Genomic DNA, 15,197 nt, shown 5'->3' with positions numbered 1-15,197 from the left:
CTCCTATCCTTTGTTTTAGAAGACGATTACTACTGTAAATTCTTTCTTTTTTTGTAGATGGGATAAAGGAAAACTGAGCCTAAAATGAGTGCGGCTCCGAAGTAAAATCCGGTCGACATTGCCTCTTTAGTTCCAAAGAAAATGAAGGCTAAAAGGATGCCGTAAACAGGTTCAAGATTGGTGATGAGTGCTACCCTAAAAGCCGACAAAGTTCGCATCACAGAGACGCCGGCAACGTAGGCAAGTGCGGTGCAAATGGTACCCAAAACGGTAAGGTAAATCCAGTCGGTAACACTTAAATTGAAGGCCTCGGTAAGCAAGCTGTGATCGGCAAAACGATACAAAGTGATCCAGAAAAAGGCACCTGTAATCTCATAAAATCCAATGATTTTATGGTCGCTTTTTTGGACTAAAGTAGAATTTATGGTGGCAAATAAGCTAGATGCAAGGGCCGAAGTAAGCCCGAAAATGATGCCCAAAGTATATTTTGATTCGAATTTAAAGATCAGATATATGCCTGTAATGATGATTAAGCCTACTATAACATCGGGTATCAGAATGCGCTGTTTCTTTATTAGGGGCTCTAAAATAGCCGTAAAAAGGGTAAAAGAAGAGAGGCATACCAGCGTTACAGATACTGTAGAAACCTTGATGGCATGAAAGAATAATATCCAGTGTATTGCCACTATACTGCCCGTAAAAAAGAACTGCATAAACTGCTTTTTGGTTACTCTGATGCTGGTTTTAGTAGCCATGAAGTAGATGAACAGCGTGATGCTGGCTATCATTACTCTATACCATACCATTTGTACAGCATCTATTGATATTAATGCCCCCAGGATGCCCGTAAAGCCCCATATGAACACAGTAAAATGCAGGATTAATAGATTTCTGGTTACAGATGTTTCTGATGTAACCGGGGTCATTATTTAGGTGCTTTTCTCAGTAAATAATAACCAAGCAGACCAAAGAATATTGTAGGTGCCAGCACTGCAAATAGTGGAGAAGTGCCTCCTTTTAGAGAGAACATTTTGGCAAATTGGTTCATTACAATATAACCAAAGCTTAATAGTATGCCTATTCCAAGGGGTAAACCAACACCTCCACGAACCTTTCTGGAAGATAATGCAACACCTATGAGGGTTAAAACAAACGCAGAAAGGGGGTGTAGGTAGCGTTTATATTGCTCAAATAGCAGATCATTCCAAATGCCTGTACCTCTTATCTTTTCTTTTCTGATTTTATCTGATAACTCTTTGTTACTCAGGTTCTCAAATATATTGTCGTAGGCCGAGAAATCATCCGGTCTCATGTCCAGTACAGTATCTTTAGGTTTTACTAATTCCCTTACAAAAGTCTCTTTAAGGCCATTAATATACCTTACAGAGTAGTTGGTTAGTTTCCATGATCTCTTTAAAGAATCGTACGATATTTCTTCTGCAACAAGCTTTTTTGTCAATACATCCCCTTTGAAATTATCTAATGAGAACCTGCTTCCCTTCTTAGTTTTATTGTCAAAACTATCCATGTAGATGTACGTATTTGCATCTAATTTCATGTGGATATTGTTCTTGCTCGGCGATGCATTCTTCTTTACATAGGTGTTCTCAAAGCTATTTTTAAGCTGATTTGTATAAGGCAGAATGAACAGATTGGAAGCCAGATTTAGTGAAAATATGACGAATGCTGATATAAAATAGGGTAAAAGGAAGCGATTAAAGCTTACTCCGCCACTTAGGATGGGTACAATTTCGGTTTGATCAGCCATCTTTGCAGTAAAGAAGATTACCGCAATAAAATTGATCAATGGCGAGAGCATGTTAACGTAGAAAGGGATTGAACCAGCATAATACAGGGTTACAACTTGCCAAAAGGTAAGGTTTGCGCTTAGAAAATCGTCTAGCTTTTCCGACAAGTCAAAAATAACGATGATCACTACAAATAAGGTCAGGGTGTATAGAAACGTGCCCAGATACTTACTGATAATGTACCAATCGATGATTTTAACCCTGTCTTTTAAGAAACTCATTTATAATTTATTCCCTAAGATAGTTACCATTTTGTTTTTCCATGCATAAAACTCACCTGCAATGATTTTTTCACGGGCTTGTTTAACCAACCAAAGATAGAAATGTAGGTTGTGCAAGGTAGCTATTTGTGCACCCAAAATCTCTTTTGAGTGCATTAAGTGCCTTAAATATGCCTTAGAGTACACCTGGTCTGCGTGCAGGTCACTGTCGGCTTCAATTGGCGAGAAATCATTTGCCCACTTCTTGTTGCCTATATTAATGATACCATTTTTAGTGAAAAGCATACCATTTCTGGCATTTCTTGTAGGCATTACACAGTCAAACATATCTACACCTAACGCAATATTCTCTAAAATATTGATAGGAGTGCCCACACCCATTAAATAACGAGGCTTTTCGTATGGTAAAATATCACATACTATTTCAGTCATCCCGTACATTTCTTCAGCAGGTTCACCAACAGAAAGGCCGCCTATTGCATTGCCCTCACGGTCCATAGAAGCAATAAATTCAGCAGATTTTTTCCTCAGATCTTTATAGACTGAACCCTGTACAATAGGGAAAAGGGTTTGGTTAAAGCCATATTTTGGCTCTGTTGAGTCAAATCGTGCACAGCAGCGTTTTAACCAGCGATGGGTCATGTTAATAGAAGACGCTGCATACTTATAATCGCATGGATATGGTGTACATTCATCAAAGGCCATGATAATGTCGGCCCCAATGGTACGTTGTATATCCATTGCATATTCAGGTGTAAATAGATGCTTTGAACCGTCGATATGTGAATTAAATGTAACTCCTTCTTCTTTGATCTTTCTTACTTTGCTCAAAGAATACACCTGATAGCCGCCACTGTCGGTTAAAATAGGACGGTCCCAGCCAATAAATTTGTGTAATCCACCGGCTTGTTCCAGGACGTCTAATCCTGGTCTAAGATATAAATGGTAGGTGTTCCCAAGAATTATTTTGGCATCGATATCATTTTTAAGCTCTCTTTGATGTACTGCTTTAACCGTTCCTGCAGTGCCTACGGGCATGAAAATAGGAGTTTGTATCTCTCCGTGATCCGTTGTAATTGTTCCTGCTCTTGCTTTTGAATGTATATCTTTTGCCTCTAAACTAAACTTCATCTGTGTATGTTTATTGTTTTTTGATTAGAGTAAGTTAGTGTGTAATCTTCCTCTACAAAAATCAGGGCAAAAGTAGCAAAAAACCAGCTATTTACGGGCTAAAATTTTTATCAACATAAATGTGCATTACTGATTAAAAATGAGAAATTTGCCAGTTACAAAAATACATCGTGGAATTAACCTTAATTGAGAGCTGCCTGCTCGGCGCTTTAATCTTTTGCTTCTTAATACAGCTATATTTTAGCCTCTTTGTTCACTTAAAACTTGCTCTGGTAAAAGTTGATCCTATCCCGGAAACAGGTACAAAGCCACTAAGTGTTGTGATTTGCGCACGCAATGAAGTGAATAACCTTACAGAATACTTGCCCTCAGTTTTGGAACAGAATTATCCTGATTATGAGGTTGTTGTTGTTAACGACAGATCGTGGGATGGTACACGAGAATTATTGGAAACCTTTGAAAAACAGTATAAACACCTTAAGGTTGTTCACGTAAATGAARGRKAAWWKWYTRYANNNNGTAARAAATKTSYMGWWACGATGGGTATTAAAGCATCCACAAACGAATGGCTTGTTTTTACAGATGCCGATTGTTTGCCTGCCTCACAAGATTGGTTACTGGGTATGCAGCAACCTGCAGATGAGCATGTGGATATTCTTTTAGGTTACTCACCTTACATAAAAAAGAGAGGGATATTGAATGCCTTAATTCGTTTCGAGACATTTTTTACTGCAGTAAATTACCTTTCATTTGCATTAAAAGGTATGCCTTATATGGGGGTTGGCCGCAATATGGCGTATAAGAAATCATTGTTTTTTAAGAAAAAGGGTTTTGCTGCACACATGCATATCCCTTCGGGCGATGATGATCTTTTTGTGAACGCCCATGCAACCAAGAGTAATACAGCAATTTCTATTAATAAGGATGCTCATGTTTGGAGCGAGCCGAATACAAGCTTTGGTGCTTATCTGAGACAGAAGAAAAGACATTTTGGAGCAGGTAAAATGTATAAAGGAAAACATAAGTTCATCCTCTCGTCGCAGATTATTATTCAATTCCTGTTTTATGCTTTGTTTGTCGCTTTGTTGTTCTTTAAAGCTACCTTATATATATCACTTGGTGTTTTTGTATTGAGTATTATAATAAGGTGTTTTGTTTACCCACGCCTTTTAAAGCGGTTAAGTTATGGTAATTTGAGCATTTGGTTTCCTATTTTGGATATTCTATTGTTCATTTTTCTAGTGTTTAACGGCATTCTGTCTATATTTGTTAAAAAAGTACAGTGGAAATAAAGTCTACTCTAATACAGAAATATTTTAAGGAGCTGACTGATCAGCAGATAGCTCAGTTCGATCAATTGTACGAATTGTACAGTTTCTGGAATTCCCAGATCAATGTAATTTCAAGAAAAGATATTGATGAGTTATATGAACGCCATATCCTTCATTCGCTGGGAATTGCCAAATTTTGCACTTTCAATGCAGGAGAGCGGGTATTGGATGTTGGTACCGGAGGTGGGTTTCCTGGTATTCCGCTAGCTATTCTTTTTCCAGAAACTCAGTTCCATCTGGTTGATTCTATTGGTAAAAAGATTAAAGTGGTTACTGAAGTAGCTGCGGCATTGGGTTTAAAGAATGTTAAAGCCAGTCACCTAAGAGCAGAGCAGATTGCTGACAAGTACGATTTTGTGGTTTCCAGAGCGGTTACCAGACTTATTGATTTTTATCCCTGGGTAAAAGGCAAGTTTAATAAAGACTCTAAAAATGCCATTCCTAATGGTATATTATATTTAAAAGGTGGTGATTTAAAAGAAGAGATTTCTGAATCACGACTGAAAGCGGAATTATATCCGCTTTCAGCTTACTTTGAAGAAGAGTTTTTTGAAACCAAATACGTGGTTTACATACCGCAGTAAGGTTTAATCAGCTGGTTTTGCCTCGAAAGTAATTGTGGCTCCTACTAATTTAATGACGCCATTTCTTGCTGCTTCGCCATATTGTGTAATTGCCGCGGCGTTGTTTTTTGGAATTACTGAAACTGTTTTAGCGGTATAATTCATTATCTTGTCTTTTTGCTGCTTTACTATTTCTCCATCATTAATAATTAAAGGATTTGGTCCTATATCTTCCGTCACCCTATATAGACCTCTCCCAGAAACTGTAGTAGTTTGCTCATTCCCTGAGATTTGAMSWSGYTCWWCYGRTSKTNGGTGGAGGCGGTACCGGTTTATCCGGAACTACAATCGGCGGCGGAAATTTTATTTTCTTAACCGATACAGCTTTTTTAGGAGCTCTGACTTCATCAGGTTTTACTATTGGTGGTGGGAATTTGACCTGTTTAACCACGGGAGGAGGAGGTGGTGCAATTTTAACCTTTATAATCTGAGCTTCTTTAGTGGTTTTAGATTTTGCACCTGATTTGATTTGTACCTCTTTTACTTCAGTTGCTTTTTTCTTAGGCGTTTCCTGCTTTACAGATTGATTGGACTCGTATTTCTCCGGATACAAGTCTATCATCGTATAATCTTTAGTAAACGCCATGGTGGATGCGCAGAGCATCCCTCCGGCAATTGGCAATGCAAACAGGAGTTTGAGCCTTGCTCTTCCCGTTGATTTTTCTTTGTTTAACATGTTAATTCTCCTTTTTAATATTGATTGATTGAATATTTGATTGGTAAGTTGATTGGGAATCATACCGAAGGAGTTCTGTATCAGAAACATAGCGTATTCATGTTTCTGAATTTCTGTATCTGTTGTTATTCCATCGGCAATGTACTCGTGCAATAATTTGATATCTTTTTTAATGAAATAGGTAATAGGATTGAACCAAGCCAGAATTTGGATGATTTCGAAAAAAACAATGTCAAAGCTATGTTTTTGCTGTATATGTACCATTTCATGTTTAAGAATGGCATTTTTTTTATCTGTTGAGGGGTTTATAAACAATAGGTTGAAAAAAGAAAAAGCAGTAGATGAATTGGGGAGTTCTACATATATGATGTTTCCCATGCGTTTTTTTGATCCCTTGAATGATAATGAAATTATTCTATAAATATTGATAAGGAGTCGAATGATAAACAACGCAACAATAACCAAATAACCTACTATAAGGAGGTTGTTGTCAGTAAATAGCCAGTCTAAGCCGCTTTTAGTATCCGCTCCTGATAACTTTATTGTAAATAGAGCGGCAGAAGCGTTATCATTTTGTTGAGTGTTTAATAGATTATTTAGGTAGCCTACCTGCAAAAATGGAATAATAAAAGCTATAATACTCGTTATAATAAGGTAATACCTATTTAAGGAATAGAAAGTTTCCTTATGTAAAAGCAAACGGTAGAAGCCGTAAAACGCAGCTAAGTATAGGTTAGCCTCCAGCAGATAGTACAACCAGTTCATCATTTCTTGTTTTTAAGTTTTTCAGCAAGTTGGATCAATTCGTCAAGCTCATCCATGTCCATGTTTTTCTCTTTTACAAGGAAGGATACCAGGCTCTGGTAAGAATTTTCGAAGTAATTATTCATTACTTTATCAAATGCAAAGTGTTTGTATTCGTCTTCAGTTATTATAGGGAAGTAGATATGAGTATTTCCAATTGCTTTATGATCAATAAATCCCTTGCCTTCTAATACCCTGATTACCGTTGATACTGTATTGTATGCTGGTTTTGGTGGGGTCATTTTATCTATAACATCCTTTACCAACCCCTCTTTTATTTCCCATAAAATTAGCATTACCTGTTCTTCCGCCTTTGTAAGTTCTCTCATCATGTATTAAATATTGTTGTTAATTAAAGTTACTACTATTTTTATAGTTTACAAACTATTTTTGTAGTTTGTTTTTAATTTCCTGATTTACAGCTATATATTTTAGAGTATTGGTGGGTAGGTAAATAAGATATAATTTAGCCATGAGTTTAATCCACAAAATAGGCCTCACATTAATTAAGAGTGTGGGGCATGTAACAGCCAAAAGTTTGCTGGAGCATTTTGGTAATGCAGAGGCTGTATTTAAAGCAAGTAGAAAAGAATTATTACAAATTCCAGGGATTGGGCCTGCAACCGCAGATCAAATCCTGACCAATGATGCCCTAAAAATTGCTGAAGAGCAACTAAAATTTATTAAAAAGCACAAGGTTGATGTTTTGTTTTATACCGATGATAACTATCCTAAACGGTTAAAAAACTGCTTTGATGCACCCGTTTTACTATACTATAAAGGCACTGCTAACCTTAACCATAGTAGAATTGTAAGCGTTGTTGGCACCAGAAAGGCAACAGAATATGGTAGGCAACTGTGCAAACAACTGGCTATAACTTTGGCTGATTATGATGTTGTTATAGTTAGCGGCCTGGCATATGGTATTGATATAGCTGCTCATAAAGAAAGCTTGTATTAGGAAATACTTACCATTGGCATTCTTGCGCATGGGCTTGATCGGGTTTACCCTCAATTACATCAGTCAATTGCCCAAAAAAATGATGCTAAACGGTGGTTTGCTTACCGAATTCCCGTTGCACACCAATCCAGATAAAGAGAATCTTCCTAAGCGAAACCGCATTATTGCAGGGCTTGCAGATGCCACAATAGTTGTAGAGGCTACTGGTAAAGGAGGTGCTTTAATTACAGCTTATATTGCGAATTCATATAATCAGGATGTTTATGCTTTCCCCGGCAGAACAACTGATGTGAGCTCTGAGGGATGTAATTTCCTGATTAAAACGAATAGGGCAGCGTTGATTAATCATGCAAAGGACCTGACTTATTACCTGGGATGGGATGAAATAAAGACAAAAAAGACTGAGCAAACTCAATTGTTAATAGGGCTCTCCACTGAAGAACAGAAAATTGTTGACCTTTTACAGGTATCGGATTTGAGGATCGATGAACTGTCCATACGGTCGGAAATTCCTCAAAGCAAGCTCGCCATGCATTTGTTAAACCTTGAAATGCAAGGGATTCTGATTTCTTTACCGGGTAAAACGTATAAATTGAGCGGTTAACTCAGTTGAGATCCATAATGAAATTTTTTATTTACCTATATATTGCATTGTTTGTAAGTCTATTGGAGTACTAGATTAAAATAATATTCTATATTTTGCATTTTTTCAATATTAAATTACGAATATTTATTTATAAATAAAATTCCAATCTTCAATCTGTATTTTTGTGTCATGTGGTACAACAATATTTTAGAAACCATTGGTAATACACCATTGGTAAAATTGAATAACATTACAAAGGATATTCCGGCTACGATATTGGCTAAAATTGAGACAACCAATCCTGGTAACTCAATAAAAGATCGTATGGCGGTTAAGATGATAGAAGACGCTGAAAAAAGTGGTAAACTGAAACCAGGTGGCACCATAATAGAAGGAACATCCGGAAATACCGGTATGGGATTAGCTATGGCTGCAATTATAAAAGGTTACAAGTGTATTTTTACTACTACCGACAAGCAATCAAAAGAAAAGGTAGATGCTTTGCGTGCGTTTGGTGCTGAGGTAATAGTATGTCCAACTAACGTTGAACCAGAAGATCCAAGGTCTTATTATTCAGTATCTACACGTTTAGAGCGTGAGGTTCCAAACTCATGGAAGCCCAACCAGTATGATAATTTATCTAACTCGCAGGCCCATTATGAGCAAACTGGTCCTGAAATATGGGCACAAACAGAAGGAAAGATCACTCACCTGATAGTAGGTGTTGGTACGGGAGGCACTATTTCTGGTACCGGGAAATACCTTAAAGAACAGAATCCTAATATTAAAGTTTGGGGCATTGATACTTACGGATCGGTTTTTAAGAAATATAAAGAGACCGGAATATTTGATAAAAATGAGGTCTATCCTTATATAACTGAGGGTATTGGAGAAGATTTTCTTCCTAAAAATGTTGATTTTGATATCATTGACCTTTTTGAAAAGGTAACAGATAAAGATGCAGCCTTGATGACGCGTGATATAGCACGCAAAGAAGGAATTTTTGTTGGTAATTCAGCAGGTTCTGCAGTTGCCGGACTGTTGCAATTAAAAGATAAACTGAAACCTGAAGATGTTGTAGTGATCATATTTCATGACCATGGCAGTAGATATATGGGTAAAATGTACAACGAGGATTGGTTGAGAGAGCGTGGCTTTTTAAAAGACGAAAAGCTTACAGCTGCTACTATTATCGATAAAAAAGACAAAACAGAAATTGTAACTATTGATTGTGAAAAGACTATTCTTGAAGCAATTAATACTATGCATATGCTAAATATCTCGCAGATTCCGGTTACCCAAAAAGAAATGGTTGTTGGTAAACTGGCCGAAGGAGATATTTTAAAGGCTTTGATGGAAAATCCTTCACTTAAATCAGCTAAGGTTCAGGAGATTATGTCATCCGGATTTCCTTTTGTTGACCTCAATACATCAATTGACAGGATTTCTGCGTTAATAAACATAGAAAACAGTGCGGTACTGGTTGAGACAGAAGGGGGTAAGATCGAGATTATCACTCAGTATGATATTATTAATGCTATTTCTGCTTAAATAAGCAACCGAGACAAAAACCACTATACAATAAAAAAGCCCCAATTGGGGCTTTTTTATTGTATAGTATAATAATGTTTTTTAGTGAGATGGAGCAGAAGCCTCGATACGTTTAATTTGTGCACCTAATGCACGTAAGCGAATGTCAATGTCTTGATAACCACGCTCAATCTGCTCAATATTAAAGATCGTAGATTTTCCTTCGGCAGATAGGGCCGCAATTAATAAAGAAACCCCGGCGCGTATATCAGGAGATGTCATGCTGATACCCCTAAGTTTATATTTCTTGTCAATACCGTTAACTGTTGCTCTATGTGGGTCACAAAGAATGATCTGGGCACCCATATCAATCAACTTGTCAACAAAAAACAATCTGCTTTCGAACATTTTCTGGTGAATAAGCACGTTTCCTCTTGCTTGTGTAGCAATAACCAACACAATGCTTAAAAGATCCGGAGTAAAGCCCGGCCATGGAGAATCGGCAATAGTAAGCATTGAACCATCTATAAATGACTCAATTACATAATGTTTTTGAGAAGGAATATAGATGTCATCTCCTCGCAATTCAAATTTGATACCCAGCTTTCTGAATACATCGGGAATTACACCAAGCTCAGAATAGCACACATTTTTAATCGTGATTTCAGATTCGGTCATTGCTGCTAAGCCTATGAATGAACCAATTTCAATCATATCAGGAAGCATTCTGTGTTCAGTGCCACCTAGTTTTTCCACTCCTTCAATAGTAAGCAGGTTAGAACCAACACCGGTGATTTTTGCACCCATGCGGTTCAGCATTTTACAAAGCTGTTGCAGGTAAGGTTCGCATGCCGCATTATATATGGTAGTAGTACCTTTGGCAAGTACGGCTGCCATAACAATATTGGCAGTTCCTGTTACCGAAGCCTCGTCTAATAATATATATGCGCCTTTAAGGTTTGTAGCATCTACATTAAAAAACTCTTTTTTAGAGTCGTACACAAACTTAGCACCTAATTTTTCAAAGCCTAAAAAGTGAGTATCTAATCTTCTTCTGCCTATTTTATCGCCTCCCGGCTTAGGAATTGCAGCGGTACCAAAACGGCCTAAAAGAGGGCCAACTATCATGATAGAACCTCTTAAACCACCGCCTTTAGCTTTAAAAGCATCGGATAAGAAGAATTTAAGGTCAATGTTTTTAGCTTCAAAGGTGTACGTGTCTTTAGATAAGCGCTCTATGGTTACCCCCATATCGCCTAACAATTCAATAAGCTTGTTTACATCTTTGATATCTGGAATATTACTGATGGTAATTTTCTGATCTGTTAATAAAACAGCAGCAATGATCTGTAAAGCCTCATTTTTTGCTCCCTGAGGATGAATTTCACCTTTTAACTTCTTTCCACCAATTATTTCAAATGCGTTCATACTACTGTTAAGGATCTAAATATTAAAATTGGTAAGAATTAATGTCTCTGCTTAGGGTTATTGTTGCGTTGCTGACGGTTGTTATTATTTTGTCTGCCTTTATTGTTATTGTTGTTTCTACCGCGGTTGTTGTTATTTGTAGGTCTGCTTACAACAGGCTTAAATTCAACTTTGTTTAGATTAACATTGTCATCCAGTTCAAGCTGACCACCAGATAGTTCACGTAAATTTTTGAAGATTGTTTCGTCAGCTACGCTATCTTTATTCCAGGTAACATAAGCCATTTTCATGAAGTTTGCTATGCCTTGTACCATAGCAGCTCTGCGTTCTGGTTCATCAACAGCTTTAGCCTTTTCAATCATTACTTCAACTGTTTTTCCGTAATGCTTGTATTTGATTTTTTGCTGAGGATATCCAATATGGTCAGGTTTTATTAACGCTGCCTCAGGAGTAGGCTTAGGATAAGGACTGTCCACATCTATTTGATATCCAGATATAATGTGTAAGTGGTCCCAAAGTTTATGTTTAAAATCGGCAACATCACGCAAATGAGGATTTAAGAATCCCATTAAGTCGATTACTGCCTGTGCATATTTATTGCGTTCTTCACGATCGGGTAATTCAATAATGTACTTAACCATGTTTTGTACATTACGGCCATATTCGGCCAGAATTAATTCGTTTCTAGTGGTATTATAGTCGAAATTCATTTAATTTATTTCTATGAAGTAGTCGTTCAGGAATAACGGCTAAATTTCAATTTTTATATAATTCTCGTTGTAGATTATTTATAAGCCTTACGATTCTCTGTCTAAGTTAATACAGATTTAGCAAATATATATCTTATTTAACAATTCGCAATTTAGCAAATTTTAATAATAACTGCTTATTACCCAGTCCCTGAAAAAAAACAGTGGCTTTTACATCAGGTAATGTACCTTCTAAGGCAACTATTTTACCAAAACCGAACTTTTCATGCTCTACATCCATTCCATTTTGGAATAGATTGGCAGCATCAGGAGCGAAACCAGGTGTTGGTACGTGTGCCTTTGGAAGCAATGAAGTAGTTTTTGGACGAGGAGCAGGGGAGCTTGTTCCTGTAGCTGTACCTGCACCTGAGCTTGACATTGCAGGTTTTGGTTTGCTAAAGCTATCCCTTTGCTGTGTCCAGCTTCTGCGTTCGCCATCAAAACTGTCTTGTCCTAAATTACTTTTAGCTGGTTTTACCACTTCAATTTCTAAATAGCGCGCATTAATTTCATTTATGAATCTGCTTGGTTCACAATTGGTTAAAGTTCCCCAACGGTATCTGGAAGTAGCATAAGTTAAAGTCAGCTTTTTCTCTGCCCTTGTTATGGCAACATAAAATAAACGTCGTTCTTCCTCCAGATCGGTACGCGAGTTTAAACTCATTTGCGAGGGGAACAGGTTTTCTTCTAATCCTACTACAAATACGTTTTTAAACTCCAATCCTTTTGCGGAGTGTATGGTCATTAACGAAACAGTCTCTTTATCTTTTTCATCCTGTCTATCGTCATTGGTTAACAATGCGATATCCTGCATAAAAATAGCAAGACTTCTATCTTCAATATCTTCACGCTCAGCAAATTCTTTGATACCATTTAGTAACTCCTGAATGTTTTCGTATCTGCTGCGCCCTTCAATACTGTCGTCGGTATGTAATTCTTTTAATATGCCCGAGTGCTGTGCAATATAGAGTGCGGTTTCGTAAGCATCCAATTTCTTAGATTCTGCAGCAAAGCTTTGTATCAGCATGGCAAAATCATTCAATTGGTTTGCTATTCTTCCTTCTATATACTGTTGCGGACTGCATATTACCTGCCACATGGTGATGTCATGCTTATCGGCAGCAACTATGATCTTCTCAACCGTAGTATCACCGAGTCCGCGACGAGGGTAGTTGATTACTCTTTTTATCGCCTCTTCGTCACTAGGATTAAAGGTTAAACGGAAATAGGCAATTAAATCCTTTATCTCCTTACGTTGATAGAAGGAGAGGCCTCCGTATATTTTATAAGGAACATTTATTTTCCTTAAAGCCTCCTCCATAGCCCTTGATTGTGCATTTGTTCTATAAAGAATAGCGAAATCACTAAACTTAAGTCCTTTTGAACTACGATCCTGAACAATGGCTTCGGCAACCAGTTTACCTTCTTCGTTATCTGTAAATGCGCGCTGAACTTTAATTCTATCGCCGGCCTCATTGTCAGAAAATACATTCTTCTCCAGCTGGTTTTTGTTATTTGCGATGATGCTGTTGGCAACCTCAACAATATTTTGTGTAGAACGGTAATTCTGCTCTAATTTGTAGACCTGCAACTCAGGATAATCACGCTCAAAGTTTAATATATTCTGGATGTTTGCACCCCTAAAGGCATAGATACTTTGGGCATCATCACCTACAACGCATATATTTTGGTATGCAGCAGCCAGTTTTTTCACAATTGTGTATTGCGAAAAGTTAGTATCCTGATACTCATCAACCATCAGGTATTTAAATTTCTGCTGGTATTTATTTAATACATCCGGATGGTTTTTAAGCAGGACATTGGTTTTGAAAAGTAAATCATCAAAATCCATTGCTCCGGCTTTAAAACACCGTTTGGTATACGTTTCATAAATAGAACCCATTAAAGGGCGTTTATTGCTGACATCTTCAGCCTGAATTTCAGCGCTTTGAAGATACTCTGAATATGAAACCAGGTTGTTTTTAGCAGATGAAATCCTGTTGTAAACAAAGTTGGCGTTATACAACTTGTCGTCAAGCTGCATCTCTTTTAATATAGATCTGATCAGACTTTTACTGTCGTCTGTATCATATATTGTAAAGTTAGATGGATATCCAATTTTTTCAGCTTCAACCCTTAATATCTTGGAAAATACAGAGTGAAAAGTACCCATCCAGATGTTTTTTGCTTCTGGGCCAACTACTTTCATAATCCTCTCGCGCATGTCTTTAGACGCCTTATTGGTAAAGGTAAGTACAAGGATATTAAAAGGATCCACACCTTTTTGAATGAGGTGGGCTACTCTATATGTAATTACACGTGTTTTACCGGAACCAGCACCTGCAACTATCATTGCCGGGCCTTGTGTGTTTTCTACTGCTGCGCGTTGTTGGGGGTTTAAACCTGCTAAATAATCCAAAATCCGTTCCTGTTTCTGCTTTAGGGTATAATACTTAAGATATAATCTTTTTAGGTTACAAAGCTACATTTTTTAGGAGTTGTTTCAAAAAGTATCTGGTACTGTTTCCAATTCTTGCAGAGGAAAATTTGTAGCATAAGCGATCTCGTCATCTCGACGATAAGAGAGATCTCTTGCCTGTGCTATTCAAGGGATCTCTCCTATCGTCGGACGGCTGCCTGGATGACTGCTTTAAGACGATCGCTTTAAAAATAGGCTAAATACTTCCCAGGTATCGGCTATTTCCTATTTTTTCCTGTTTAATGAACTGATCATAAATTTTAAGTCTTTTACCTGCCATTTTTGGATTAAATTTAAAAGTACATTGCGCATCGGAACATTTTACACCACCAGAAAAAACATCTGTTCTATGAAGTTCAGGACAATAGACTATCAGCATAGCCTGATCATCAAAGGATGTAATCTTAATCCCGTTCTCTAACCAGCTAAGTTTTAAAATATCAGGTGTTTGCAGTTCCATATCTATTTCTTCAATCATAGGTAAATTACACTTACTGATCACACATTCATGGTAAACTACTGTGTAATTGGGGTGTGTGCCTACAACAGCTTTATGATAATTTTCAGAAAAAGTTGCGCTAATCTCCGTTCCATCCTGTGCATGATGGATAAAGCCTATTGAAACATAGGGCTGGAAAGGTACCAGCAGTTCATTTATGAACCTTAGTTTTTGCCTGCTTTCTATTTGAGCAGTGTATTTGATTTCTTAATCGTTTTGGAAACCGGAAGTCTGAAAGGGGTACGTTCTCATGTTCCTCCAATTACAGGGCCTATCTTACCAGATCCTGCGCCTAAGATTCCTTTGTAATTTTTGCCATTTTACTGTTTTTAATGATGAACACTTATTTAATTATCTTATTATGCTTTACT

At 37.3% G+C, this 15,197-nt stretch carries 13 protein-coding genes and 2 pseudogenes; 5 read left to right on the top strand and 10 right to left on the bottom strand.

Going from position 1 to position 15,197, the window contains the following annotated elements; genetic code table 11:
- Positions 1 to 29 precede the first annotated feature (29 nt).
- Genes N824_RS19965 through tgt form a run of 3 tightly spaced genes read right to left on the bottom strand, consistent with a single transcriptional unit; the run spans position 30 to position 3,160 of the window.
- Positions 30 to 926, bottom strand: a complete 897-nt coding sequence (locus N824_RS19965; RefSeq protein ID WP_048906912.1) for a DMT family transporter — start codon at positions 924 to 926, stop codon at positions 30 to 32.
- A complete protein-coding gene (locus N824_RS19960; protein ID WP_048906911.1) occupies positions 926 to 2,029 on the bottom strand; it encodes an LptF/LptG family permease in 1,104 nt (367 codons plus the stop codon). Before N824_RS19960 ends, N824_RS19965 begins: the two co-directional genes overlap by 1 nt.
- Positions 2,030 to 3,160, bottom strand: coding sequence for a tRNA guanosine(34) transglycosylase Tgt (tgt, locus tag N824_RS19955; RefSeq protein ID WP_048906910.1), 1,131 nt, complete (start codon positions 3,158 to 3,160; stop codon positions 2,030 to 2,032).
- 170 nt (positions 3,161 to 3,330) lie between these two features.
- Between tgt and N824_RS19950 the strand changes: the two are divergent.
- Both N824_RS19950 and rsmG read left to right on the top strand, forming a co-directional pair.
- Positions 3,331 to 4,452: pseudogene (locus N824_RS19950) on the top strand (glycosyltransferase).
- Entirely contained in the window at positions 4,443 to 5,075 is a 633-nt protein-coding gene (gene rsmG, locus N824_RS19945; RefSeq protein WP_048906908.1) for a 16S rRNA (guanine(527)-N(7))-methyltransferase RsmG, read from the top strand. The pseudogene N824_RS19950 and the gene rsmG overlap by 10 nt, the downstream one beginning before the upstream one ends.
- A 3-nt stretch (positions 5,076 to 5,078) precedes the next feature.
- On the opposite strand, the gene N824_RS19940 is transcribed toward rsmG, so the two are convergent.
- From N824_RS19940 to N824_RS19930, 3 genes and pseudogenes are all read right to left on the bottom strand, one after another.
- A complete protein-coding gene (locus N824_RS19940; protein ID WP_048906907.1) occupies positions 5,079 to 5,294 on the bottom strand; it encodes a hypothetical protein in 216 nt (71 codons plus the stop codon).
- 37 nt (positions 5,295 to 5,331) lie between these two features.
- Positions 5,332 to 6,558 (bottom strand): annotated as a pseudogene (locus N824_RS19935) (M56 family metallopeptidase).
- Complete coding sequence (locus tag N824_RS19930) at positions 6,555 to 6,890, bottom strand: BlaI/MecI/CopY family transcriptional regulator (RefSeq protein ID WP_373419292.1); 336 nt, start codon at positions 6,888 to 6,890, stop codon at positions 6,555 to 6,557. Before N824_RS19930 ends, N824_RS19935 begins: the two are co-directional and overlap by 4 nt.
- Before the next feature lie 176 nt (positions 6,891 to 7,066).
- Here N824_RS19930 and N824_RS37390 point away from each other — a divergent pair, with 176 nt between their 5' ends.
- The 3 genes from N824_RS37390 (at position 7,067) to N824_RS19920 (ending at position 9,692) form a co-directional block, all read left to right on the top strand.
- Positions 7,067 to 7,555, top strand: a complete 489-nt coding sequence (locus tag N824_RS37390) for a DNA-processing protein DprA (RefSeq protein ID WP_306413914.1) — start codon at positions 7,067 to 7,069, stop codon at positions 7,553 to 7,555.
- 13 nt (positions 7,556 to 7,568) lie between these two features.
- Complete coding sequence (locus tag N824_RS37385; protein ID WP_306413913.1) at positions 7,569 to 8,159, top strand: DNA-processing protein DprA; 591 nt, start codon at positions 7,569 to 7,571, stop codon at positions 8,157 to 8,159.
- Between the two features lie 171 nt (positions 8,160 to 8,330).
- Positions 8,331 to 9,692: a pyridoxal-phosphate dependent enzyme gene (locus tag N824_RS19920; protein WP_048906904.1), complete on the top strand. Its 1,362-nt coding sequence runs from the start codon at positions 8,331 to 8,333 to the stop codon at positions 9,690 to 9,692.
- An 81-nt stretch (positions 9,693 to 9,773) separates the two neighbouring features.
- Here the strand turns inward: N824_RS19920 and murA are convergent, their stop codons facing one another.
- From murA to N824_RS34465, 4 genes are all read right to left on the bottom strand, one after another.
- Positions 9,774 to 11,099: a UDP-N-acetylglucosamine 1-carboxyvinyltransferase gene (murA, locus tag N824_RS19915; protein ID WP_048906903.1), complete on the bottom strand. Its 1,326-nt coding sequence runs from the start codon at positions 11,097 to 11,099 to the stop codon at positions 9,774 to 9,776.
- A gap of 38 nt (positions 11,100 to 11,137) precedes the next feature.
- Positions 11,138 to 11,809 carry a DUF4290 domain-containing protein gene (locus N824_RS19910; protein ID WP_048906902.1) on the bottom strand — a complete coding sequence of 224 codons (672 nt, stop codon included), beginning with the start codon at positions 11,807 to 11,809 and terminating at the stop codon, positions 11,138 to 11,140.
- Between the two features lie 133 nt (positions 11,810 to 11,942).
- Positions 11,943 to 14,267 (bottom strand): ATP-dependent helicase, encoded by a 2,325-nt coding sequence (locus tag N824_RS19905; RefSeq protein WP_048906901.1) that lies wholly within the window; start codon positions 14,265 to 14,267, stop codon positions 11,943 to 11,945.
- Positions 14,268 to 14,523: 256 nt separating this feature from the next.
- Positions 14,524 to 15,012, bottom strand: a complete 489-nt coding sequence (locus N824_RS34465) for a DUF6266 family protein (protein ID WP_255327464.1) — start codon at positions 15,010 to 15,012, stop codon at positions 14,524 to 14,526.
- Positions 15,013 to 15,197 lie beyond the last annotated feature (185 nt).

This window comes from Pedobacter sp. V48 (assembly GCF_000523515.1).
Taxonomy (GTDB): Bacteria; Bacteroidota; Bacteroidia; order Sphingobacteriales; family Sphingobacteriaceae; genus Pedobacter.
The sequence above is the reverse complement of the archived record's forward strand: the minus strand, read 5'-3'. Positions and strand labels throughout refer to the sequence as shown.

Bases quoted from the DNA above. Each gene is read 5' to 3' on its own strand.
- N824_RS19965 (WP_048906912.1), bottom strand. From the start codon at position 926: ATGACCCCGGTTACATCAGAAACATCTGTAACCAGAAATCTATTAATC.
- N824_RS19960 (WP_048906911.1), bottom strand. From the start codon at position 2,029: ATGAGTTTCTTAAAAGACAGGGTTAAAATCATCGATTGGTACATTATC.
- tgt (WP_048906910.1), bottom strand. From the start codon at position 3,160: ATGAAGTTTAGTTTAGAGGCAAAAGATATACATTCAAAAGCAAGAGCA.
- N824_RS19930 (WP_373419292.1), bottom strand. From the start codon at position 6,890: ATGCTAATTTTATGGGAAATAAAAGAGGGGTTGGTAAAGGATGTTATA.
- N824_RS37390 (WP_306413914.1), top strand. From the start codon at position 7,067: ATGAGTTTAATCCACAAAATAGGCCTCACATTAATTAAGAGTGTGGGG.
- N824_RS19920 (WP_048906904.1), top strand. From the start codon at position 8,331: ATGTGGTACAACAATATTTTAGAAACCATTGGTAATACACCATTGGTA.
- murA (WP_048906903.1), bottom strand. From the start codon at position 11,099: ATGAACGCATTTGAAATAATTGGTGGAAAGAAGTTAAAAGGTGAAATT.
- N824_RS19910 (WP_048906902.1), bottom strand. From the start codon at position 11,809: ATGAATTTCGACTATAATACCACTAGAAACGAATTAATTCTGGCCGAA.